This is a genomic window from Streptomyces sp. NPDC090021 (assembly GCF_044748225.1).
GTDB lineage: Bacteria > Actinomycetota > Actinomycetes > Streptomycetales > Streptomycetaceae > Streptomyces.
In genome coordinates, this window is the sequence record NZ_JBIVFO010000019.1 from 87683 (window position 1) to 109292 (window position 21610).

Below are 21610 nucleotides of genomic sequence, written 5' to 3' on the forward strand. Positions count from 1 at the left end.
AGGGGGGACGTGAACCCTCCACTCGGGCACCAGCCCTTTTGGCACCTGACCTGGGTAAACGTACCCCCTGAGGTCACTTCATCGTAGCTGCGGTTGGTCCCGATTACCTGGCACTACTGCCTGTTCCCGCCCGCTGTTGGTCATGCGTTGGTCACGTGGCCAACCGGTCCAACCTGCTACGGAGCCTGCTGCTGGCCGTCAGAGGACTCAGTTCAGGGCCGCCAGCGCACCCGCTATGAGAGATCGTGCAGCAGCACCCCGGGCGGCTCCTTGCGAGAGCCGTTCGAAGGCTCTGGCGTACAGCTCGACTTGGCTGGGCTGTATGAGGGTGGAAGCAGCATCCAGACTGTCCGCATGCACCCTGGCGTCATCGAAGATCGTGAAGGTGGGCATCGGCCACACGGTCCGTTGTGCTGAGAAGGGGACGATGCCCACGGCGACATTCTGGAGATCCATAACCCCAAGTAGGTGCCCGAGTTGCGCCGCCATGGTCTCGGCACTGCACAGGCGATACCGCAGTACGGACTCCTCCAGGACGAATGAGAACCGGCGTGCGCCGTTGCTCAGCACCGCGTTGCGCCTTATGCGGGCCGCCACGGCCTCACTCACGTCGTTGGGGGTGCCCCGGAAGTCCGCGATGGACGACAGAAGAGCAGCGGCGTAACCGGGCGTCTGGAGGAATCCGGGGACCACGTCGGAAACGTAGACCCGGAACGCTTTGGTTTGTTGGTATAGATCGCCTGTGGACTCTTGCAGGCGACGGAGACCGCCCCGCTGGAGTGCTCTCCACTGCACATGAGCATTGGCGGACTGTCTGTTTGCCGCGATCAGGTCAGGGGTCTGATCCTCTGCGGAGCAGGCTCGGCACCACGCTTTGATGTCCGCGTCGGATGGTGGGGTCTTGGCGTTCTCGATTCTGGACGACTTCGACTCGGACCAGCCGCACCTGACAGCCAGCTCCCGCCCGCTGATCCCTGCATCCTTCCGGATCTCGCCCAGGCGCCCGGCAAGGTCTTCGCGAGCCTTCTGCACGCTGGATGAGGGGTGTGGGGGCATGGAGCCGGCCTTCGTCAGATCTCGTACAGGTGGTGCGGGATCGCTCGCTCCCAGACCGCCTCGAAGGCGTGGGAGCACAGCTTCATGGCTTCCGGGTCGGCCGTGATCTCGTCTTCCACCACCACGCCGTCACCCGAGAAGTGGTGCACTCGGAGAAGCGCACCGTCGAACAGCCAGAAGTCGTTCCCCGGCAGGGGGATGCTCGTGGCCCGTCGCCGTGGCAGCCACCGGACATCCTCGCCCGCAGTGACGTTGGCGTGGGTGACGTAGTGCTCCCAGCGGATGTATTCCGATACGGGCTCGGAGACCACCCGGGCGCGGCGGATCGCCACGCCCCGGGCCACGGTGTCCGTGATCAACTGGTCATAGGGGTGCCACCAGGATTCCCGGTCCTCCCAATTGATCCGCTCACCCCGCTTCCATGCCTCGAACCGGTCGGTCGAGGCGTAGGAGTCGCGCAGCTCCAGGTGGACGGCGGAGCGCTCGCACTGGCCGAGCAGCTCAGCGAAGCTGGGCACGTTCGACGGCATCACATGCCTCCCTGATCACCGGGATCAACCGGGCCGGAATCCTGACGATGGCTTCGCTGTCGGGTACCGGACCGTTCGCGGGGCTGCTCCCCTCGCACTCCGCCTGAGTCTCGGGGGTCGGCTTCCATCTGGGGATTCGCTGGGCTCTTGGTCACGTGGTCGGTCACGCCACCGCCCAGAAATGCAAAAAACCCCAGATGAACTGGGGTCCCTGCTGGTGTCCGAGGGGGGACTTGAACCCCCACGCCCGATAAAGGGCACTAGCACCTCAAGCTAGCGCGTCTGCCATTCCGCCACCCGGACCGGTGGTCGGCCCCGGTTTCCCGCGGCGACATGGACAACAATAGCAAAGGATCGGCGGGGCTCCGACCACTTATCCGGGCGGTGGTGGTCCGCCACGCCGGGCTGACCTGCGGGCATGCCCGAACGGGGGCTGGCGGGACGGTGCGTCTCGCCGGAGTCCGGGGGGCGGATGTGGGGATCCGGGTGGACAGCGGTGGGCGATGGGCGGTCGGATGGCCGGGCACACGTCCGGGGGGAGCCGCGCATGGAAACCGAGCACCGCGTCAGCACGCTGGAGCTGTTCTTCGACCTCGTCTTCGTCTTCACCATCACGCAGTTGACGGTGCTGCTGGCGGACGACCTGACCCTGCGGGGCGCCGGGCAGGTCCTGCTCATCTTCACCGTGCTGTTCTGGATGTACGGGGGCTACGCGCACCTGACCAACCAGGTGCCGCCCGACCGCACCGTGCGGCGCGTGCTCCTGATGCTGGCCATGGGCGCGTTCATGGTGTGCGCGCTGGCCGTGCCCACCGCCTTCGGCGCGGGCGGTGTCGCCTTCGGCCTGGGCTACCTGCTGGTCGTCCTGGTGCACGGCGCGCTGTTCACGCAGGCGCACGGCCGCGGGGTGCTGTGGTTCGCGCTGCCCAACGTGCTGTGCGCGCTGGCGGTGACGGCCGCCGGGTTCTTCGAGGGGCTGCCGGCCTGGGGGCTGTGGCTGCTGGCGCTGCTGCTCCAGTTCGTGACGCCGCTGGTCGTGCAGCGGGTCGCGGCGAGCGGGGCCGCGGCGGAGCCGGAGGTGCCCGAGCGGACCGTCGGCGACCAGCTCGGCGGGATGAACGCCGCGCACCTGGTGGAACGGCACGGCCTGCTGCTGATCATCGTCTTCGGCGAGTCCGTGATCGCGATCGGCATCGGGGTGGGGTCGCTGCCGCTGTCCGCCGGTATCGCGGGCGGTACGTTCCTCGCTCTCGCGATCGCGTCGGCGATGTGGTGGATGTACTTCGTGCGCGACGAGGGCCGGGCGGAGGAGGTCTTCGCGCAGATGCCGCCGGACCGGCGTTTCAAGCTCGCGATGGCGGCGTACTACTACGCCTTCCTGCCCGTGCTGCTGGGCATCGCCGTCTTCGCGGCCGGGGTGAAGAAGACGATCGGGCACCTCGGGGAGCACCTGCACACCGGTCCGGCGGTCGCGCTGGCCGGCGGGGTGGCCCTGTACCTGGCCGGGAACCTCGCCTTCCGTGCGGCGCTCGGCATCGGCCCGGGCCGCTACCGCGCCACGGCCCTGGTCCTCGCGCTCGCCACGGTGCCCGTCGGGACCCGGTGGACGGGAGCGGGCCAGCTGGTGGCCCTGGCAATCGTCCTGGTCGGTGCGGTGATCGCCGAGGGCGCCCGCTCCCCCGCCGCGGGGGCGCCGCGGGGAGCGGACGCGGAAGGCGTCACGGGCAGCTGATGACCTGGCCCGCGTAGGAGAGGTTGCCGCCGAAGCCGAAGAGCAGGACCGGGGCACCGGAGGGGACCTCGCCGCGCTGGACCAGCTTCGACAGGGCCATCGGGATGCTCGCCGCCGAGGTGTTGCCGGAGTCCACGACATCGCGGGCGACCACGGCGTTGACCGCGCCGATCCGGGCGGCGAGCGGCTCGATGATGCGCAGGTTCGCCTGGTGGAGGACGACCGCGGCCAGGTCCTCGGGCGCGATACCCGCCTTCTCGCACACCTTGCGGGCGAGCGGCGGGAGCTGGCTGGTGGTCCAGCGGTAGACGGACTGGCCCTCCTGGGCGAAGACCGGCGGCGAGCCCTCGATGCGGACCGCGTTGCCCATCTCCGGGACCGAACCCCACAGCACCGGGCCGATGCCGGGCTCGTCGCAGGCCTCGACGACGGCCGCGCCGGCTCCGTCGCCGGTGAGGACGCAGGTGGTGCGGTCGGTCCAGTCGGTGATCTCGGTCATCTTGTCGGCGCCGATGACCAGCGCACGGGTGGCGGAGCCGGCCCGGATGGCGTGGTCGGCGGTGGCCAGGGCGTGGGTGAAGCCCGAGCAGACGACGTTGATGTCCATGACGGCGGGGCTGCCGCCCATGCCCAGCTTCGCGGCGACGCGCGCGGCCATGTTGGGCGAACGGTCGATCGCCGTGGAGGTGGCGACCAGGACGAGGTCGATGTCGTCCGGGGTCAGGCCGGCTCCGGCCAGGGCCTTACCGGCCGCGTGGAAGGCCAGCTCGTCGACCGGCTCGTCCGGGCCGGCCATGTGGCGGGTACGGATGCCGACGCGGGAGCGGATCCACTCGTCGGTGGTGTCGACCATGGCCGCGAGGTCCTCGTTGGTGAGCACTTTCGCGGGCTGGTAGTGCCCTAGCGCCACCACGCGTGAACCGGTCATGGGCGGGGTCCCCCCTCGTAGGCAAGTCAGGATCACCCAGCTTCGCCTGCTACCGATGGGTACATATGCGTGTGACCCAACAGGATTCCGGCCCTTGATTTTGGAGCTTCCCGAGGAGCTCCCTGCCCGGGACCAGGTCGGATCCGGAACCGGGAGAATGAGTACGTCGGGCATCGGCGAGAAACAGAAGGGGTGGGCTGATCACCATGGGACGGGTCACCGAGCGCCGTCGCGTCGTCCGGATCCGGAACGGCGGGGCGGGTGTCCGCCCGGACACACTGGTGGCCGAGGAGCCGCTGGAGATACGCCTGAACGGCAGACCGCTGGCCATCACCATGCGGACGCCGGGCGACGACTTCGCCCTGGCGGTGGGCTTCCTGGTGAGCGAGGGCGTGCTCGCCGACGCGTCGGACGTGCAGGCGGTCACGTACTGCGAGGGGGCGACGACGGACGGCTCCAACACCTACAACGTGGTGAACGTGCAGCTGGCCGCCGGGGTCCCGGTGCCGGACATCACCCTGGAGCGGAACGTCTACACCACCTCGTCCTGCGGCCTGTGCGGGAAGGCCAGCCTCGACGCGGTCCGCACGGCGACCCGCTTCCCGGGGATCGCCGGCGATCCGGTACGCGTGCCGGTGGAGGTCCTGACCGGGCTCCCGGAGCGGCTGCGGGCGGCCCAGAAGGTCTTCGACCGTACGGGCGGCCTGCACGCGGCGGGGCTGTTCACGGCCGAGGGCGAACTGCTCGACCTGCGGGAGGACGTGGGCCGGCACAACGCCGTGGACAAGATTGTCGGCCGGGCGCTGCAGGCGGGACGGCTCCCGCTGGCGGGCGCGGTGCTGCTGGTGTCGGGCCGGGCGTCCTTCGAGCTCGCGCAGAAGGCCGTGATGGCGGGGATCCCGGTGCTGGCGGCGGTCTCCGCGCCGTCCTCGCTGGCGGTGGACCTGGCGCTGGAGTCGGGCATGACCCTGGTCGGTTTCCTGCGGGGCCCGGACATGAACGTCTACGCGGGTGAGGAGCGGATCATCCTGTAGGGACGCGCCGGAACCGCTCCGCGGCGCTGCCGTCGCGACTGAGGAAGGTGGCCCACACCTCGTCGCCGGCTGCCCCCTCCCTGCCGGTGCCGTGGAACAGGAACCAGTCGTTGCACTCCTGCACCGCGGGCGTACCCTCGGGGCTGAACTCGACCCGGATGCCCGGGTCCTCGTCCGGGAGGTGCCCGAGGGTCCATCGGCCATCGCCGGTGAACACTCCAAGCTTCTCGCCCCGTGCGCACTTCCAGCCCGAGGCGTCCGAGAGGCGGGCCCGGCCGTCGGGCGTCACCTCAAGCCGGGCTCCGCGGTCGCCTTGCCAGGTCCCGATGACGTCCGCCTCCGTCAGCGCCGGGGAGGACCTGTCGCCCAACAGGCCGAAGGCCAGGGCCGACAGCAACAGCACGCCGAGCACTATGGTCACCGTCCGGGCGAGGTTGTGGTCGCGCACGTCAGCGTCCCCTGCGGGAGCGGCGGCCGCCGTCGGCCGCCGGCTTCGGGGCCGGCGGGTCGATGCGGTGGAGGTCCAGGGTGGCCGGGAGCGGGGTGATGCCCGGCCCGCCGGATTCGGCCCAGGCGATGATCTCGTCGGTGGCGGTGTCGTCGAGGGCCCAGCCGAACCACACCGCGCGGGCGCCGCGGCGGCGGGCTTCGGTGGTGGGCTGGACCACGATGACGTTGGCCTGGGCACAGGGGCCGAGGCAGTCGCTCGTACGGACGGCCAGGCGGCCCTGGGAGGCGGCGGCGGCCTCGCGCAGCCGGGCGAGCTGGCCGGCGTGGTCGGAGCCGGGGTTCTTGCGGGGGTCGCCGCAGCAGCAGCCGCGGCAGACCACCAGGGTGCAGGGGCGTTGGGCGTGGGCACCGAGCGGGCGTATCCAGGTCACCACAGCACGTTACCGGGCCCGGGGATCTTGCCGATCAGGCCGCACGGGAGACCTCCGCCACACGGTCGGCGGGGAGTTCGGGCCGCGGGTCCCGGGCGCGGCGCCGGGCGAGGACCGCGCAGACCGTCAGCTGCATCTGGTGGAAGAGCATCAGCGGGAGCACGGCGAGGCCGGCCTGGGCCCCGAACAGGACGCCGGCCATGGGGAGTCCGGCGGCCAGGCTCTTCTTGGACCCGGCGAACTGGATGGCGATGCGGTCCTCGCGGCCGAAGCCGAGGCGCGCCGCGCCGTACCAGGTGACGAGGAGCATGACGGTGAGGAGCACGGCTTCCACGAGCATCAGCGCGCCCAGGCGCAGGGGGCTCACCTGCTGCCAGATGCCGGCGGCCATGCCCGCGCTGAAGGCCGTGTAGACGACCAGCAGGATCGAGCCGCGGTCGACGTACCCGAGGGTCTTCCTGTGGCGGGTGAGGAAGCCGCCGACCCAGCGGCGCAGGGCCTGGCCCAGGAGGAAGGGCAGCAGGAGCTGGAGGGTGATCTTGAGGATGGCGTCGGCGGAGAAGCCGCCCGTGCGGCCGCCGAGCAGGACCGCCGCGAGCAGGGGGGTGAGCACGATGCCGGCCAGGCTGGAGAAGGACCCTGCGCAGATCGCGGCGGGGACGTTGCCTCGGGCGACCGAGGTGAAGGCGATCGAGGACTGGACGGTCGAGGGCACCAGGCAGAGGAAGAGCAGTCCGCTCTGGAGCGGGGGCGGCAGGAGGCCGGGGGCGAGGGCGCGCAGGGCCAGGCCGAGCACCGGGAAGAGCAGGAAGGTGCAGGTGAGCACGGTGAGGTGGAGCCGCCAGTGGCGCAGCCCGTCGAGTGCCTCGCGGGCGGAGAGCCGGGCACCGTAGAGGAAGAAGAGCAGGGCCACGGCGGCGGTGGAGGCGGCGCCGGCGGCCTTGGCGGCCACGCCGGTGGCGGGGAGCAGGGCGGCGAGGCCGACGGTGCCGAGCAGGGCCAGGACGTACGGGTCCACGGGGAGCCGGGCGGGGAGGTGCGGGCGGCGCATGCGCAGGGTGCTCACTTGCTGTCGGGTCGGGCGGGACCGGATGCTCTTCGTCCCCTTCTCGGTGCCCCTCCATGGTCGGCGCGCGCCGGCGATCGGGAAACTCGTACACCGCTCTGACTGTCATCACGGATCGAGATGAGCCGCCTACGATGGGGGCATGTACGACCCGGTCCAGTTGCGGACGTTCCTCACGGTGGCCCAGACGCTGAGCTTCACGCAGGCCGCGGGACGTCTCGGCGTACGGCAGTCCACCGTGAGCCAGCACGTGCGGCGGCTGGAGGAGGTGACGGGGCGGCCACTGTTCCTGCGGGACACGCACAGCGTGGAGCTGACGGAGGACGGCGAGGCGATGCTCGGCTTCGCACGGACGATCCTGGAGGCGCACGAGCGGGCGGCGGCCTTCTTCACGGGTACGCGGCTGCGGGGGCGGCTGCGGTTCGGTGCGTCGGAGGACTTCGTACTGTCGCGGCTGCCGGAGATCCTGGAGGGGTTCCGGCACGAGCACCCCGAGGTGGACCTGGAGCTGTCGGTGGAGCTGTCGGGCACGCTGCACGAGCGGCTGGACGCGGGGCGCCTGGACCTGGTGCTGGCGAAGCGGCGGGGTCCGGGGGACGAGCGGGGCCGGCTGGTCTGGCGGGACAGGATGGTGTGGATCGGCGCGGAGGGGCTGCGGGTGGATCCCGAGCGCCCGGTTCCGCTGATCGTCTTCCCGCCGCCCGGGATCACCCGGGCACGGGCCCTGGAGGTGCTCGAACGGGAGGGCCGGGCGTGGCGGATCGCGTGCACGAGCGGCAGCCTGAGCGGGCTGGTCGCGGCGGCCCGGGCCGGGCTGGGCGTGATGGCGCACACGCGGGGGCTGATCCCGCCCGGGTTGGTGCGGGTCGGGGGGCTGCCCGAGCTGGGGCCCGTGGAGTTCGCGCTGCTGCGCGGGCCGCGTGCGTCGCCCGCGGCCGAGGCGCTGGTGGCGGCGGTCCTCTCGGGTGCGGACCGGCTCACCCGCTCCGGCTGACCGCCGCGCACCGTCGACCGCGCGGCGGACCGCCCGGATCGAGGCCGCCCGTCGGGGCGCCCGTCGGACCGCCTGGCTCGTCGGTCCGGCGCCACGGTCCGGCCCATCGGTCCGGCGACTCGGTCCGGCGCCCGGCGCACGGGGGGTGGCCAGGGGGCGCACGGCGACCGGCCCGCGCCCTGCGAGCCGCACGTCAGCGGCGTGAACGGCGTGATCACTGGGGAGGTCTTGTGGAGGTGTCCGAACGCCCATCAACCCCCCTTGACACTGAGGTACGTTCACCGCGGCGCGCGGAGAGGAGCGGGGCCTTGCGTGAGATCACCGTCCCACCGGTCGTCACGGGCGCGCCCGTCGGCGGGCTGGCCGACGTCGTCTTCCAGCACGCCCGGGAGGAACCGGACCGGGTGGTCCTCGGCCGGAAGACCGAGGGGGTCTGGCGGGACGTGACGTCCGGCGAGCTGGCGGCCGAGGTGCTGGCGCTCGCCAGGGGACTGCTGGCCCAGGGGGTGCGCTTCGGCGACCGGGTGGCCGTCATGTCCCGTACCCGCTACGAGTTCACGCTGTTCGACTTCGCCCTGTGGGCGATCGGCGCGCAGCCCGTCCCCGTCTATCCGACGTCGTCCACCGAGCAGGTGCACTGGATCCTCCACGACACCGCCTGCACGGCCTGCGTCGTGGAGAACGAGGACCAGGCCATGACGGTGGGCTCGGTCATCGACCGGCTCCCCCACCTGAGACTGCTGTGGCAGCTGGACGCCGGGGCGGTGGACGACCTCGTCGCGGCCGGCCGCTCGGTCGCCGAGGACGTCGTGCACCGCCACCGCGGCGCGGTGACGCCCGACGCGACGGCCACCGTCATCTACACCTCGGGGACCACCGGCCCGCCCAAGGGGTGCGTGCTCACGCACGCCAATTTCATGTACGAGACGGACACCCTGGTGGCCCGCTGGGAGTCCGTGTTCCAGGGCCGGCAGGGCGAGCTGCCGTCAACCCTGCTGTTCCTTCCGCTGGCCCATGCCTTCGGGCGGATGGTGGAGGTGGCCGCGGTCCGGGCGCGGGTCAAGCTCGGGCACCAGCCGGTGCTGGCGGCGGCCGAGCTGATGCCGGACCTCGCGGCGTTCCGGCCGACCTTCGTGCTCGGTGTCCCGTACGTCTTCGAGAAGGTCTTCGCGGCGGCCCGCCGCAAGGCGGAGGCGGAGGGCCGCACGGGACCCTTCGACCGGGCCGTGGAGACGGCCGTGCGGTATGCGGAGGCGCGCGAGCGGAAGGCGTTCGGCACCGGTCCGGGCCCCTCGGCGACGCTGCGGATGGAGCACCAGCTCTTCGAGAAGCTCGTCTACGGCAAGGTCCGCGAGGCGCTGGGCGGCCGGGTGCGGTACGCCATGTCGGGCGGGTCGGCGATGTCCCGCCGTCTCGGGCTGTTCTTCGACGGCGCCGGGATCAGGGTGTTCGAGGGGTACGGGCTGACCGAGTCCTGCGCCGCGGCCACCGCGAACCCTCCGGGGGCGACGAAGTACGGCACGGTGGGCCGGCCGATCCCGGGCAGCACGGTGCACATCGCGGACGACGGGGAGGTCTGGCTGCACGGCGGGCACATCTTCTCCGGGTACCTGGGCGACCCGCGTGCCACGGAGGCGGTGCTGCGCGACGGCTGGCTGGCGACCGGGGACCTGGGGCGGCTGGACGAGGACGGCTACCTGGTCATCACCGGGCGCAAGAAGGACATCCTGGTGACGTCCAACGGCAAGAGCGTCGCCCCGGCGGCGCTGGAGGAGCGGGTCCGGTCGCATCCGCTGGTGGCGCAGTGCGTGCTGGTGGGCAACGACCGGCCGTACATCGCGGCGCTGCTCACCCTGGACACCGAGGGGATAGCGCACTGGCTGTCGATGCGCGGCAGACCGCAGATGCCGGCCGCGGACCTCGTGAGCGATCCGGAGCTGACGGCGGAGGTCCGCCGGGCGGTGGTGGCCGCGAACACCCTGGTGTCACAGGCGGAGGCGATCCGCACCTTCCGGGTGCTGGCCGAGCAGTTCACCGAGGAGCGGGGGCTGCTGACCCCTTCGCTGAAGCTCAAGCGCCGGGCGATCGAGAAGGCGTACGCGAAGGAGGTCGCCGAGCTCTACCGGAGGTGATCCCGGGGGGCCGGAGCCGGGGAGCCGGCAGCCGGAGACCGGCATCCGGGAGCCCGGGTCGCCGCCGGATCGCTGCCCGTGGCCGGCGGGGAGGTACGGATCCGCGGGCGGGACGCCACCGCCGACGGGCCCGTCCGGCGGGCACGCGCCGGGGTGCTGCTCGCCCCCGAGGGCCGGGGGATCTTCCCGTCGCTCACGATCGAGGAGAACCTGGCCCTGTACCTGCCGGGGGCCGCTGCCCGGGCCGCCGTCTACGACCGCTTCCCGCGGCTCGCGGAACGCCGCGGGGTGCCGGCGGGCGCCCTGTCCGGCGGTGAGCAGCAGCTGCTCGCGCTGGCCCCGCTGCTGCAGCGGCCGCCCGAGGTGCTGATCGCGGACGAGCCCTCACTCGGGCTGGCTCCGCGCGTCGCGGAGGAGGTGTACGCGCTGCTCACCGAGTTCCGCGATGCCGGGACCGTACTGCTCCCGGTGGAGGAGAAGGCCGCGGGGATCCTGGGCGTCGCCGACACCGTGGCCTACCTCTCCCGGGGCCGGGTGGCCTGGTGCGGTCCCCGGGGCGAGGTCGAGGCCGACCGGCTCACCGAGGCCTATCTGGGGACGGGGACATGAGCGGCTACGTGCTCCACGCGGGCGGTGTCGGCGTGCGGTTCGGCGGCGTCAGGGCGCTCAGCGGGGTGGACCTCGGGGTCGGGGCGGGCGAGGTGTGCGGGCTGATCGGACCCAACGGGGCCGGGAAGACCACGCTGTTCGACGTCCTGTCGGGGATCCGCCGGCCCGACCGGGGGCGGGTCCTGCTGGACGGGACGGACATCACGCGCCGTTCCCCCGTGTGGCGGGCCCGGAACGGGATGCGCCGGACGTTCCAGCGCCGGCAGTTGTTCGGGCAGCTCAGCGTGGCCGACAACGTGCTGGTGGCGCAGGAGTGGCGGGGCGGCGGGGGCGGTCCGGCCGCCGACCTCCTTGCCCTCCCGGCCCGGCGGGCCCGGGAGCAGGCCCGCCGGGTGCGCGGCGAGCGGGTGCTGGCCGACTGCGGCATCGGCGCGCTGAGCACCTCGTACGCCGGCGGGCTGCCCGTCGGGCAGGCACGGATGGTCGAGCTGGCGCGCGCGGTGGCCGACCCGCCACGGGTGCTGCTGCTGGACGAACCGGCCTCCGGGATGTCGGCGCCCGAGCGTGAGCGGCTCGCGGCGGTGGTGCGGCGGCTGGCGGCCGAGGAGGGCTGTGCGGTGCTGCTGGTCGAGCACGACGTGGCCTTCGTGATGGACCTCTGCACACGGGTCGTCGTACTGGACCTCGGCACGGTGCTGGCCGAGGGCACCCCGGCCGAGGTACGGGCGGACCCGCTGGTGAGGGAGGCGTACCTGGGGGCCGGGTGAGCCGGGCGGCCACGGACGGGGCCGGGGAGTCACCCGGACGGCCCCGCCGGCCGGGTGGGTGGCGGGAATACGTCGCACGGGGGGCCGGTTGTCGCCCCTCGTACGACGCTGTACCACCGCGCAGCAACGCGCCGACGTGAGGGAACGACCCGACGTGAACCAGGTCCCGGCCATCAGGCTCAACAACGGCACGCTCATGCCCCAGCTCGGTTTCGGCGTCTGGCAGGTGCCGGACGCGGAGGCGGAGCACGCCGTGGGGACCGCCCTGGAGGCCGGATACCGCAGCATCGACACGGCCGCGATCTACGGCAACGAGAAGGGCACCGGCAAGGCCGTCGCGGCCTCCGGGCTGCCGCGGGGCGAGCTGTTCGTCACCACCAAGCTGTGGAACGGCCCGAAGCAGACGTGGGGCCGCGACGCGGTGCTGCGCGCCTTCGACGACTCCCTCACCAAGCTGGGTCTCGACCACGTCGACCTGTACCTGATCCACTGGCCGCGCCCGATGCGCGACGACTTCGTCGCCATCTGGAAGACCTTCGAGGAGATCGCGGCGAGCGGCCGCGCCAAGGCCGTCGGCGTGTCGAACTTCCGCACCGAGGACCTGGACCGGATCGCCGCCGAGAGCGCCCTGGTGCCGGCCGTGAACCAGGTGGAGCTGCACCCGCTGCACCCGCAGGCCGCGCTGCGCGCCGAGCACACCGCGCGCGGGATCGTCACCGAGGCCTGGTCCCCGCTCGGCCAGGGCAAGGAACTCCTGTCGCTGCCGGCCGTCACCGAGATCGCCGCCGCGCACGGCCGCAGCGCCGCGCAGGTGGTGCTGCGCTGGCACCTCCAGCACGGGACCGTCGTGATCCCCAAGTCCGTGACCCCCGCCCGGATCCGGGAGAACCTGGACGTCTTCGGCTTCGGGCTGGACGCCGCCGAGATGGCCGCCCTGGACGCTCTGGGCGCCGGCGCGGCGGGCCGCCGGATCGGCCCGGACCCGGCCGAATTCGACGTGTGAGGGCGGCCGGGTTGAACCTTCTCGAAGGGACCTACCGGATCCGCAACGTGGACAGCGGGCTGGTGCTCCAGCTGGAGGGCGCCTCCCGGGTGCGGCTCGGCCCGGACGGGCCGCCCGCCCCGACGGCCGCCCGCCGCTGGCTGATCGCGCCGGTGCACAGCGGCGGCGGGATCTTCCACGTGGTGAGCGAGGACAACGAGCGGCGTCTGGACGTGGCGAACGCGTCGACGGAGAGCGGCGCCCGGGTGCAGGTGTGGCGGGCCAACGCGTTCGGCGCGCAGGAGTGGATCGTCGAGGAGCACCTCGACGATCCCGGAGTGGTGTCTCTGATCGCCTGTATCAGCGGCCTGCTCCTGGAGGCCGACGGGGAGGGCCGGGTCCGGCAGGGCGAGGACACCGACTCCCCCTCCCAGTGGTGGCGGCTGGAACCGGCGTAGCACCCGGCCCGGCCCCGGCCCCGCGCGTCACACCCGTACGAAGCTCCGCAGGCGGTACGTCGGCTCCGGGCGCGGGGTGTCCTGGTCGGGCAGCAGTTCCAGCCGGGCGGCCAGCTCCGGCGCGGTGATGCCGCGCGGGACGATGCGTGAGGCGTACCGTCCGGCGAGCAGCGCCGCCGCGGAGCCGCGCGGGGTGCGGCCCTGGCCGTGGCCGGTGAAGTGCGCCTCGCCGCCGGGGCGCAGGCCCGCCCGGGCCGCGTGCGCCTCGACCTCCCCGGAGGCGTCCGAGGGGGTCGGGGTCAGGTGCGCGGCGAACACGGCGTCGATGTCGCTGCCGACGTCGTGCGCGGAGTCCTTGTCCACGGTGGCGACGAGGACCCCGCCGGGCCGCAGCACCCTGGCCGCCTCGGCGAGCACCGCGGGCACCAGTCCCGGCTCCCGCAGCAGGTGCAGCAGCCACACCGCGCTCACCGCGTCCAGGGAGCCCGAGCGCACCGGCAGCCGTGCGGCGTCGGCGAGGGCCACCGGGACGCCGCGGCGCAGCGCCGCACCGGCCATGCCGTGGGAGGCGTCGGCGCCCAGGACGCGCAGTCCGGGGCGGGTGAGGCGGGAGGTGACGATGCCCGTGCCGCAACCGAGGTCGAGGAGGGTGCCGACCTCGGCCGGAAGGAGGCTGAGGACGGCCGCGGCGGCGGCCTCGGCGCGGGGGGTGCCGCCACGGGTGGCGTCGTAGAACGCGGCTTCCGTGTCGTAGTCGAGCAGGGGTTTCGCGGTCGTTATCGGGGTGGTCATCAGCTCGCCCCGTGGGCGGGGGCGAGGGACTCGACGCGCTCGGCGAGGGCGAAGTCGTTCTCCGTGACCACGCCTCCGGCGTCGTGGCTGTTCACGGAGAGCCGCACCGTGTTGTAGCCGAGCGTCAGATCGGAGTGGTGGTTCAACTCCTGCTGGACGGAGGCGATGTGGGCGACCAGGGCGCTCGCCGCGAAATGCGTGCCCAGTCGGTAGGTACGGATGATGCGGTCGTCCTCGAAGGACCAGCCGGGGAGTTCCCGCAACCGGTCCTCGATCTCCTTCTGCGACAGCGGTTCACTCGGCATGCACCGGCTCCCTTTCCCGTGACGTGTAGTCAAGGTTTCCACAGCGCACGCCGGATCGAACCTTTCGCGCCATAGTGCGCTCGGGTACTTCTGCATCTTCCGCCTCCGGCGCCCACCCCCTAGGCTCCTGCGCCGACGTGACTGTTACCAGCGGTAACGAGGGGGCATTCGCCATGGCCGGCTCCGGGAGTTCCAGGCGTACGTTCATCGCGGGCACGGGCGCGGCGGCCCTGTCGGCCCAGGCCGCGGCGGTTCTGGGGGCTCCGCCCGCGGTCGCCGGGTCCGCCCCGGCACCGGCCGCACCGGCCGCGCCGCCCCCGCCGAACGGCCGGCGCGTCGCCGTGCTCGGCGGTGGGGTGGCGGGCCTGACCGCGGCCCACGAACTCGCCGAGCGCGGCTATGCCGTCACCGTCTACGAGCGCCGGGCACTCGGGGGCAAGGCGCGCAGCATGGACGTGCCGGGCAGCGCCCGCGGCGGCCGCAGGGCACTGCCGGCGGAGCACGGCTTCCGCTTCATCCCCGGCATCTACCACAACCTGCCCGACACCATGCGCCGCATCCCCTTCGCGGGCAACGCAGGCGGCGTGTGGGACAACCTGGTGGCCCCGCCCGAGATGATGTTCGCCCGCGCCGGGGGCCGCGAGGACCTGCGCGGCCCCATTCCCTGGCCCGGGCACTCCCCCGCCGCCCTGACCCCCGACGAGGTGCGGCGCGCCCTGTCCGGCATGCTGCAGACCCTGTTCCGGCTGCCGCTGCACGAGACGGCGTACTTCGTCGACCGCGTGCTCGTCTTCCTGACCAGCTGCGACGAGCGGCGGACCGAGGTCTGGGAGCACACGCCGTGGTGGGAGTTCACCCGGGCCGGCCGGATGTCGCACGAGTACCAGCGCATCCTGGCCGTCGGCGTCACCCGCAACATCGTGGCGACCAAGGCGGAAGAGGCCTCCACCCGCACGGTCGGCACCCTGGGCGAGGCCTTCGTCTTCAACCTGCTCGGCCGCGGGGCGGACGGCCCGCCGGACCGGATCCTCAACCTGCCGACCAACGAAGCGTGGATCGGCCCCTGGGAGACCCATCTGCGTGCCCTCGGAGTGGAGTTCAGGATCGGCTGGACGGTACGGGAGGTGCGGTACGGAGGCGGCCGGGTCAGCGGGGTGGCGGTCGAGGGCCCGGACGGCGACCGGCACACCGTGACCGCCGACCACTACGTCAGCGCCCTGCCCGTCGAACACGCCCGCCGCACCTGGAGCGCGGGGCTGCGGGCCGCCGACCCGATGCTGGGGCGCTGCGACAGGCTCCGGACCGACTGGATGACCGGCATCCAGTTCTACCTCACCGAACGGGCCCCGCTGGTGCACGGCCACCTCAACTGCATCGACTCGCCCTGGTCCCTGACCGCGATCCAGCAGGCGGAGCACTGGCCGTCGCGGGACTTCCCCGCCGACTACGGCGACGGGGCGGCGGTCGACTGCCTGTCGGTGGACATCTCCGAGTGGGACAGACCCGGGATCCTGTACGGGAAGACGGCCAAGCAGTGCACCCGCGACGAGGTGGCGCGCGAGGTGTGGGCGCAGCTGAAGGCCGCGCTCAACGACACCGGGAGGACCGTGCTGTCGGACTCGAAGCTGCACTCGTGGTTCCTGGACCCCGGGGTGGACGGGCTCGGCACCCCGCACCCCACCAACCAGGACGAACTGCTGATCCACCCGGTCGGCACCCTCCCCAACCGGCCGAGCGCCGGCACGCGCGTCCCGAACTTCTTCCTCAGCGGGGACTACGTCGCCGTCGACATCGACCTGGCGACGATGGAGGGCGCCAACGCCTCGGCCCGCGCGGCCGTCAACAGCCTCCTGGACCGCGACGGTTCGGCGGCGCCGCGGTGCACCGTCCGCCCGCTGTACCGGGCTCCGGAGATGGAGTCCGCCAAGCGGCACGATCTGTGGCGGTACCGCCTGGGCCTGCGCAACGTCTTCGATGTCGGCTGATCGCGGCGGGGCTCCCCGGCCCGGCGGGCTCGGCTACCGTCGGGGCCATGACCACCTCCTCGCCCACGGTCGGCGCCCTGCTCCGCGCATGGCGGGAGCGGCGCGGCATCAGCCAGTTGGAGCTGGCGGGCCGCGCCGACTCCTCCTCCCGGCACATCAGCTTCGTCGAGACCGGGCGGTCCCGGCCGAGCGAGGAGATGGTGCTGCGGCTCGCAGACCGCCTCGACGTCCCCGTCCGGGAGCGCAACTCCCTTCTCCTGGCTGCGGGTTACGCCCCGCGCTACGGGCAGACCGCGCTGGACGACCCCTCGATGGAGACCCTGCGCGAGGGCATCGAACGGCTGCTGACCGGCTACGAGCCCTATCCGGCGCTGGTGGTGGACGCCACGTACGACGTCGTAGCCGCCAACCGGGGCATCGTGATGCTGCTCGACGGCCTGCCAGAGCACCTGCTGACGCCACCGCTGAACGCGATGCGGATCACCCTGCACCCCGAGGGCCTCGCCCCGAGGATCCGCAACCTCGCCCAGTGGCGGGGGCACCTGCTCGCCCAGATGGAACGCCAGATCGCGCTGGCCCGCTCCGAACCGCTCCGTGCGCTGTACGAGGAGGTCTCCTCCTACCCGGTGGCCGAACGCGCCGACGACGGCGAGCCGCGCGCACCGGTCGCGTCCATCGCGCTCCCGCTGGTCATCGAGCACGACGGCCACCTGCTGTCCTTCGTCTCCTCCATCGCGACCTTCAACACGCCGATGGACGTGACCGTCGCCGAGCTGGCCATCGAGACGATGCTCCCGGCCGACCCGGCGACGGTGAAGTACCTGCGCTCACTCGGCGGCTGAGCGCAGGGCGAGCTGCTGGAGCACGGCGAAGCCGGCGACGACGAGGGCCTGCGCCGGGATCCACACGGTCCCGGCGACGGTCGGCGAGAACCAGACGACGAGGGCCACCAGGCTGAGCGCGGCCCAGGCGTAGTTGGTCTCGACGACGGCCTTCACGGCGAGCACCGGGGGCCGGCGGCGCGAGGCCAGCGCGCCGACGGCGGCGCCGTAGAGCACGAGCAGGACGCCGAGGGCCAGGAGGAGCTCCTGACCGACCCCGAGCAGCCGCCCCAGCGGGGCGGAGAAGGCGACGTAGGCGAGGCCGTTGCCGGTGGTGACGACGGAGTCGAGGGCGAGGAAGCGGCGCAGCGCGAGCTGCGGGACGGCGGTACGGGCGAAACCGGAGAGCAGGGTCGCGGACATGGGGAATCAGCCTCCGTCGAGGTCGAACGGCCAGGTGGGGGCCGGGCCCCGGAACCGAGTGCGCGGACCCGGAACCCGACGCCCCCACTGTGCCGCGCTCCCTCGCGGGGGGTCGATTACCTGCGAGGTCATGCCAACGGTTTTTGAGGCGGGCGGCAGGAAACATTGGGGTTCCCGTGGTTCGGCCGGAGGTGGGGGGCTAGGCTTCACGCAGCCCGATCCACTCGAACGCCTTGTCGACATATGGAGATTCCGCAGGTGCGAGCCGCCGATCGACCCGACCTCGCCGCGATCTGGCGCCGCGTCGGGGCACTCGCGGAGCGGTGCGGCCGGGATCCCGGCGAGGTGCTGGCGGTGGGGCGGCTGAGTCATCTGTCCGGCGTCGATCCCCGGCGCGTCCCCCGCGTGGTAGCGGGCACGGCCGCCGAAGTGCCGCTGGAGCAGCGCGTGCACCAGCGGTTCCGGCTGCTGCGCGCGACCCGCCGCGACACACACGGCCGGGAACGGCCGCTCGCCGCCATCGCCCACGACTTCGGCGCCCCCGGCGCCTCCCTGGGCCCGCTCAACGCGGGCACCGGGCTGCCGCGGATGGGTCACGCGGCCGGCGTGCAGCGGTTCTTCGGCGTCTACGCGGGCTTCCTGCTGGCCGACTGCAAGAGCGCGGTGGAACGGGCCCTCGCCCTGTCCGCCACCACCGTCTCCGACGGCCGCGACGAGCTGGAGCATCTCTCGTACCTGACCGGCATCAGCCCCCAGGGCGTCCGGCAGACGCTCGACGGCCGGCCGCCCCGGCTCCCCCTGAAGGAGCAGGTGCACCAGCGGTTCGAGCACCTGCGGCGCACCCGGCCGCGGGAGGACGGCCAGGCCCACTCGCTGACGGCCATAGCCAGGTCCTTCGACGCGTCGGGGCAGTCGCTGACCCGCCTCGCCCAGGGCGAGGGCATGCCGAACCTCGCCGCGGCCGCCGGGATCCAGCGCTTCTACGGTGTCGACGGCGGTTTCCTGCTCGCCGACGACAGCGAGGCGCTCGCCACGGCACTCGCGCTGATCGAGGGCGAACTGGAGTGCGTGGAACGGGAACGGGAGAATCCGATGCTGGCCGTGCTGCGTGCGCACGATGTACGGAGCATCGTCACGCGGGCCGGCCGGCTGTCGCCCCAGGGCTGGAAGTCACTGGCCGACCACTTGGACGACCTCCTCGCGCGCGAGGGGCAGCTCGGAGTTCGGGGCACGAAGGGCGGGGCGCCGAACGAGGGCGCCGCCGCCGAGGGAGAAACACCATGAGGACCACACGGGCCATGCGCAAGCTGGGCTCCGAACTGCTGGAGGGCGCACGCCTGACGCCACCGGCCGACGTCGCGGAGATCATCGGGGCGCTGTGCGCCGCCTACTCCGCACGACGCGGCGGAGGTCCGCGCCGAGACCTTCGGACTGCACCTCGGCACCATCCTGCGCACCTACCTGCCGTCGCCCCGGGAGCAGCAGTTCCCCGAGGCGATCGAGCGCATCACGTCCTCACTCGGCTGGGGAAGCCCCGTGCCACGCCGTGACCAGCACCAGCCAGTCGCCGCATCCCTCACGCCGATGCCCTCAGCACGGCCCTGACAGAGAGCCCGCCACGATGAACCAGTCCTCCCCGCGCCGCCACGCCGTCGTCATAGGCGGCAGCCTGGCCGGCCTCCTCGCGGCCGCTGTCCTCGCCGAGCACGCCACGGTCACCGTCATCGACGCCGACCCGCTGCCCGAGGGACCGGCCCCGCGCCGCGGACTCCCGCAGGCCCGGCACACCCATCTGCTGTGGTCGGGCGGTGCCCGGGCGATCGAGCGGATCCTGCCCGGTATCACCGACGACTGGACGAAGGCCGGCGCCATCCGCCGCAGCCTGCCCACCGACCTGGTCACCAAGACCGCCCAGGGCTGGATCCCGCGCTGCGGCGAGAAGCAGTTCAACATCTCCTGCAGCCGCGACCTCCTCGACTCCGTGGTCCGCGCCCGCGTCACCGGTCTGCCCGGGGTAACCACCCTCACGCGGAGCCGGGTCCGGGGCCTGGAGGGCGCGGCGTCCCGGGTCACCGGCGTCCGCGTCGACACTCCCGAGGAGCAGGACCGGCTGGTGACCGCGGATCTCGTGGTCGACGCCAGCGGTCGCGGCTCACGGGCCCGGACGTGGCTGCAGGCGCTCGGCGTGAGCGGCATCCGGCAGGCCGAGGTCGACTCCGGTCTCGTCTACGCGACCCGGATCTTCGAGGCTCCCCCGGGCGCGCACGAGATGGGTTTCCCCATCGTCAACGTGCAGTCCGACCCCCGGGTGCCCGTGCCCGGGCAGACCGCCACGATCGTGCCCATCGAGAACGGCCGGTGGCAGGCCACCCTGTCCGGCACCCGCGGCGGCCAGCCCACCGGCGACCCCGACGCGTTCATCCCCTTCGCCAAGTCCGTCCGCGACCCGATCGTCGGCGAGCTCCTGGAGCACCGCAAGCCGCTCACGGACGTCGCCGTCACCCAGGGCACCGCCAACCGCCGGGTCTACTTCGAGAAGGCCGAGCTGCCCGACGGCTTCTTCGCCGTCGGCGACTCCGTGGCCACCTTCAACCCGCTGTACGGGCAGGGCATGACCGTCGCCGCCCAGGGTCTGCTCGCCGTACGCACCCTGCTGCGGGACAAGGGCCTCGCCCATCCCGGGATCGGCCGCGAGGCGCAGCGCGTCATCGCGCCCCAGGTCGCCACCGCCTGGGAGCTCGCCACCTCGCAGGACATCCTCTACCCGGGCGCCACCGGGATGAAGCCGCGCGCCGGCACCAACGTGCTCAACGGCTACGTCAACCGCCTGATGACGGGAGCCACGACGGACGAGGCGCTCACCGCCGCCCTGTTCAACGTCCTCACCATGAGCATCGAGCCCACCCACTGGCTGCGCCCGTCGGTGGTCTGGCACGTGATGCGCGCCTCCGACCGGGGCGCGCTGAAGGCGCCCCCGCTCACCGCCGCCGAGCGGGCGGTCGCGGGGCTCGGCCCGACACCCGGCACGCACGGCGGGAGCGACTCCCGCTCCGGCTCCGGCGGCAGCACCGGCTCCGGCAGCGGCTCCGGGGGCAGCACCGGCACCGCCGCCCCCACCGGCCCGGCGACCGATCCGGTCGGCCCGGCCGACCCCGTCGGACAGGCCCGATGAGCGGCGGGCGGGACCCCGCCCCGGTGGTGGCCTGAGAAACGCGCGGCGCCCCGGACCGGGGTCCGGGGCGCCGCGCGATACGGCGGAGCGGCTCAGAGGTCCGCGAGGTCCAGCCCGGCCTGCGCGGCCGCGGCCCGCACCGTCTGCTCCAGCAGGACGGCGATGGTCATCGGGCCGACACCGCCCGGCACGGGAGTGATCAGCGAGGCACGGGCCGCCGCCGACTCGAAGTGGACGTCGCCGACGTTGCCCTCGTTGTAGCCGGCGTCCAGGACCACCGCGCCCGGCTTGATGTCCTCGCCCCGGATGAACTCGGCCTTGCCGACGGCGGCGACCAGCACGTCCGCCTGGCGCACGATCGAGGAGAGGTCCCGGGTGCGGGAGTGGCAGTAGGTGACGGTGGCGTTCTGCTCCAGCAGCAGCATGCCGGCCGGCTTGCCGAGGATGGCGCTGCGGCCGACGACCACGGCGTGCTTGCCGGTCAGGTCCACGTCGTACTCGGCGAGCAGCCGCATGATGCCGCCCGGGGTGCAGGAGACGAAGCCCGGCAGGCCGAAGCCCATGGCCGCGAAGGAGTGCATGGTGACGCCGTCGACGTCCTTGCCGGGGGCGATGGCCTCGAAGGCGGCGCGCTCGTCGATGTGGTGCGGGACCGGGTGCTGGAGCAGGATGCCGCTGATCTCCGGGTCCTCGGAGAGGGCCGTGATCGCCGCGACCAGCTCCTGCGTGGTCGTCGAGGCCGGCAGCTCCACGTGGCGGGAGGTGATTCCGGCCTTCGCGCAGCGGTTCTGCTTCATGCGGACGTAGGTGACGGAGGCGGGGTCCTCCCCGACCAGCACGGTGGCGAGGCAGGGCGCGGTACCGGTGCGCTCGGTGATCTTCGCCGCGAGGGCGGCGGTCCGCTCCGAGACGCGGCGGGCGAGGGCGGTGCCGTCCATCAGCC

General features: G+C 72.9%; 22 protein-coding genes and 1 tRNA gene. 12 read left to right on the forward strand and 11 right to left on the reverse strand.

Translation table 11 applies throughout. The features are described from left to right. Positions 1–207 precede the first annotated feature (207 nt). The 3 genes from ACIPXC_RS17460 to ACIPXC_RS17470 form a co-directional block, all read right to left on the reverse strand. Complete coding sequence (locus ACIPXC_RS17460) at positions 208–1056, reverse strand: helix-turn-helix domain-containing protein (RefSeq protein ID WP_401618501.1); 849 nt, start codon at positions 1054–1056, stop codon at positions 208–210. 14 nt (positions 1057–1070) lie between these two features. Next, entirely contained in the window at positions 1071–1586 is a 516-nt protein-coding gene (locus ACIPXC_RS17465; RefSeq protein WP_401618504.1) for a DUF6879 family protein, read from the reverse strand. A gap of 215 nt (positions 1587–1801) precedes the next feature. Next, positions 1802–1889, reverse strand: a tRNA-Leu gene (locus ACIPXC_RS17470). 244 nt (positions 1890–2133) lie between these two features. Here ACIPXC_RS17470 and ACIPXC_RS17475 point away from each other — a divergent pair. Continuing rightward, positions 2134–3318, forward strand: a complete 1185-nt coding sequence (locus ACIPXC_RS17475; protein ID WP_401618507.1) for a low temperature requirement protein A — start codon at positions 2134–2136, stop codon at positions 3316–3318. Here ACIPXC_RS17475 and ACIPXC_RS17480 read toward each other — a convergent pair. Next, positions 3305–4246: a beta-ketoacyl-ACP synthase III gene (locus ACIPXC_RS17480; protein ID WP_401618510.1), complete on the reverse strand. Its 942-nt coding sequence runs from the start codon at positions 4244–4246 to the stop codon at positions 3305–3307. The genes ACIPXC_RS17475 and ACIPXC_RS17480 overlap by 14 nt on opposite strands. Positions 4247–4452: 206 nt before the next feature. Here ACIPXC_RS17480 and fdhD point away from each other — a divergent pair, with 206 nt between their 5' ends. Next, positions 4453–5280 carry a formate dehydrogenase accessory sulfurtransferase FdhD gene (gene fdhD, locus ACIPXC_RS17485; protein ID WP_401618512.1) on the forward strand — a complete coding sequence of 276 codons (828 nt, stop codon included), beginning with the start codon at positions 4453–4455 and terminating at the stop codon, positions 5278–5280. On the opposite strand, the gene ACIPXC_RS17490 is transcribed toward fdhD, so the two are convergent. From ACIPXC_RS17490 to ACIPXC_RS17500, 3 genes are read right to left on the reverse strand one after another with little or no spacing between them, the layout of a single operon-like run. Next, entirely contained in the window at positions 5270–5728 is a 459-nt protein-coding gene (locus ACIPXC_RS17490) for a hypothetical protein (protein ID WP_401618515.1), read from the reverse strand. The genes fdhD and ACIPXC_RS17490 overlap by 11 nt on opposite strands. 1 nt (position 5729) lies before the next feature. Continuing rightward, positions 5730–6161, reverse strand: coding sequence for a (2Fe-2S) ferredoxin domain-containing protein (locus tag ACIPXC_RS17495; RefSeq protein WP_401618518.1), 432 nt, complete (start codon positions 6159–6161; stop codon positions 5730–5732). Between the two features lie 34 nt (positions 6162–6195). Next, complete coding sequence (locus ACIPXC_RS17500) at positions 6196–7212, reverse strand: bile acid:sodium symporter family protein (RefSeq protein WP_401618632.1); 1017 nt, start codon at positions 7210–7212, stop codon at positions 6196–6198. A 157-nt stretch (positions 7213–7369) separates the two neighbouring features. Between ACIPXC_RS17500 and ACIPXC_RS17505 the strand changes: the two genes are divergently transcribed. The 6 genes from ACIPXC_RS17505 to ACIPXC_RS17530 all read left to right on the forward strand — a co-directional run bounded on the left by ACIPXC_RS17505 (position 7370) and on the right by ACIPXC_RS17530 (position 13169). Further along, positions 7370–8221 carry a LysR substrate-binding domain-containing protein gene (locus ACIPXC_RS17505; RefSeq protein WP_401618521.1) on the forward strand — a complete coding sequence of 284 codons (852 nt, stop codon included), beginning with the start codon at positions 7370–7372 and terminating at the stop codon, positions 8219–8221. Positions 8222–8529: 308 nt separating this feature from the next. Beyond that, positions 8530–10353: an AMP-dependent synthetase/ligase gene (locus ACIPXC_RS17510; protein ID WP_401618524.1), complete on the forward strand. Its 1824-nt coding sequence runs from the start codon at positions 8530–8532 to the stop codon at positions 10351–10353. Between the two features lie 78 nt (positions 10354–10431). After that, entirely contained in the window at positions 10432–10962 is a 531-nt protein-coding gene (locus tag ACIPXC_RS17515) for an ATP-binding cassette domain-containing protein (RefSeq protein WP_401618527.1), read from the forward strand. After that, on the forward strand, positions 10959–11729 hold the full coding sequence (locus tag ACIPXC_RS17520) for an ABC transporter ATP-binding protein (protein ID WP_401618529.1): 771 nt from the start codon (positions 10959–10961) through the stop codon (positions 11727–11729). The genes ACIPXC_RS17515 and ACIPXC_RS17520 overlap by 4 nt, the downstream gene beginning before the upstream one ends. A gap of 154 nt (positions 11730–11883) precedes the next feature. Continuing rightward, complete coding sequence (locus ACIPXC_RS17525) at positions 11884–12732, forward strand: aldo/keto reductase (RefSeq protein ID WP_401618532.1); 849 nt, start codon at positions 11884–11886, stop codon at positions 12730–12732. Positions 12733–12743: 11 nt separating this feature from the next. Further along, a complete protein-coding gene (locus tag ACIPXC_RS17530) occupies positions 12744–13169 on the forward strand; it encodes an RICIN domain-containing protein (protein ID WP_401618535.1) in 426 nt (141 codons plus the stop codon). Positions 13170–13196: 27 nt separating this feature from the next. Here ACIPXC_RS17530 and ACIPXC_RS17535 read toward each other — a convergent pair whose 3' ends face one another. Both ACIPXC_RS17535 and ACIPXC_RS17540 read right to left on the reverse strand, forming a co-directional pair. Further along, positions 13197–13931 (reverse strand): class I SAM-dependent methyltransferase, encoded by a 735-nt coding sequence (locus ACIPXC_RS17535; protein ID WP_401618635.1) that lies wholly within the window; start codon positions 13929–13931, stop codon positions 13197–13199. Positions 13932–13960: 29 nt separating this feature from the next. Beyond that, positions 13961–14266 carry a 4a-hydroxytetrahydrobiopterin dehydratase gene (locus tag ACIPXC_RS17540; RefSeq protein WP_401618538.1) on the reverse strand — a complete coding sequence of 102 codons (306 nt, stop codon included), beginning with the start codon at positions 14264–14266 and terminating at the stop codon, positions 13961–13963. Positions 14267–14439: 173 nt separating this feature from the next. Between ACIPXC_RS17540 and ACIPXC_RS17545 the strand changes: the two genes are divergently transcribed. Beyond that, positions 14440–16251 (forward strand): FAD-dependent oxidoreductase, encoded by a 1812-nt coding sequence (locus ACIPXC_RS17545; RefSeq protein WP_401618638.1) that lies wholly within the window; start codon positions 14440–14442, stop codon positions 16249–16251. A 47-nt stretch (positions 16252–16298) separates the two neighbouring features. After that, positions 16299–17093 (forward strand): helix-turn-helix domain-containing protein, encoded by a 795-nt coding sequence (locus ACIPXC_RS17550; RefSeq protein ID WP_401618541.1) that lies wholly within the window; start codon positions 16299–16301, stop codon positions 17091–17093. Here the strand turns inward: ACIPXC_RS17550 and ACIPXC_RS17555 are convergent. After that, entirely contained in the window at positions 17079–17495 is a 417-nt protein-coding gene (locus ACIPXC_RS17555) for a hypothetical protein (RefSeq protein ID WP_401618544.1), read from the reverse strand. The two genes, ACIPXC_RS17550 and ACIPXC_RS17555, sit on opposite strands and share 15 nt — an antisense overlap. Positions 17496–17753: 258 nt before the next feature. Between ACIPXC_RS17555 and ACIPXC_RS17560 the strand changes: the two genes are divergently transcribed. Further along, the gene (locus ACIPXC_RS17560; protein ID WP_401618547.1) at positions 17754–18779 is read left to right on the forward strand and encodes a hypothetical protein; all 1026 of its coding nucleotides are present in this window, start codon (positions 17754–17756) and stop codon (positions 18777–18779) included. Between the two features lie 337 nt (positions 18780–19116). After that, the gene (locus ACIPXC_RS17565; protein ID WP_401618550.1) at positions 19117–20667 is read left to right on the forward strand and encodes an NAD(P)/FAD-dependent oxidoreductase; all 1551 of its coding nucleotides are present in this window, start codon (positions 19117–19119) and stop codon (positions 20665–20667) included. 92 nt (positions 20668–20759) lie between these two features. Here the strand turns inward: ACIPXC_RS17565 and ACIPXC_RS17570 are convergent, their stop codons facing one another. After that, complete coding sequence (locus ACIPXC_RS17570; protein WP_401618641.1) at positions 20760–21605, reverse strand: bifunctional 5,10-methylenetetrahydrofolate dehydrogenase/5,10-methenyltetrahydrofolate cyclohydrolase; 846 nt, start codon at positions 21603–21605, stop codon at positions 20760–20762. Positions 21606–21610: the final 5 nt, after the last annotated feature.

What these genes read in the sequence shown, in the direction of transcription:
- ACIPXC_RS17500 (WP_401618632.1), bottom strand. Translation starts at nt 7,212, where the DNA reads ATGCGCCGCCCGCACCTCCCCGCCCGGCTCCCCGTGGACCCGTACGTC.
- fdhD (WP_401618512.1), top strand. Translation starts at nt 4,453, where the DNA reads ATGGGACGGGTCACCGAGCGCCGTCGCGTCGTCCGGATCCGGAACGGC.
- ACIPXC_RS17545 (WP_401618638.1), top strand. Translation starts at nt 14,440, where the DNA reads ATGGCCGGCTCCGGGAGTTCCAGGCGTACGTTCATCGCGGGCACGGGC.
- ACIPXC_RS17460 (WP_401618501.1), bottom strand. Translation starts at nt 1,056, where the DNA reads ATGCCCCCACACCCCTCATCCAGCGTGCAGAAGGCTCGCGAAGACCTT.
- ACIPXC_RS17465 (WP_401618504.1), bottom strand. Translation starts at nt 1,586, where the DNA reads ATGCCGTCGAACGTGCCCAGCTTCGCTGAGCTGCTCGGCCAGTGCGAG.
- ACIPXC_RS17520 (WP_401618529.1), top strand. Translation starts at nt 10,959, where the DNA reads ATGAGCGGCTACGTGCTCCACGCGGGCGGTGTCGGCGTGCGGTTCGGC.
- ACIPXC_RS17550 (WP_401618541.1), top strand. Translation starts at nt 16,299, where the DNA reads ATGACCACCTCCTCGCCCACGGTCGGCGCCCTGCTCCGCGCATGGCGG.
- ACIPXC_RS17505 (WP_401618521.1), top strand. Translation starts at nt 7,370, where the DNA reads ATGTACGACCCGGTCCAGTTGCGGACGTTCCTCACGGTGGCCCAGACG.
- ACIPXC_RS17565 (WP_401618550.1), top strand. Translation starts at nt 19,117, where the DNA reads ATGAACCAGTCCTCCCCGCGCCGCCACGCCGTCGTCATAGGCGGCAGC.
- ACIPXC_RS17480 (WP_401618510.1), bottom strand. Translation starts at nt 4,246, where the DNA reads ATGACCGGTTCACGCGTGGTGGCGCTAGGGCACTACCAGCCCGCGAAA.
- ACIPXC_RS17475 (WP_401618507.1), top strand. Translation starts at nt 2,134, where the DNA reads ATGGAAACCGAGCACCGCGTCAGCACGCTGGAGCTGTTCTTCGACCTC.
- ACIPXC_RS17540 (WP_401618538.1), bottom strand. Translation starts at nt 14,266, where the DNA reads ATGCCGAGTGAACCGCTGTCGCAGAAGGAGATCGAGGACCGGTTGCGG.
- ACIPXC_RS17570 (WP_401618641.1), bottom strand. Translation starts at nt 21,605, where the DNA reads ATGGACGGCACCGCCCTCGCCCGCCGCGTCTCGGAGCGGACCGCCGCC.
- ACIPXC_RS17555 (WP_401618544.1), bottom strand. Translation starts at nt 17,495, where the DNA reads ATGTCCGCGACCCTGCTCTCCGGTTTCGCCCGTACCGCCGTCCCGCAG.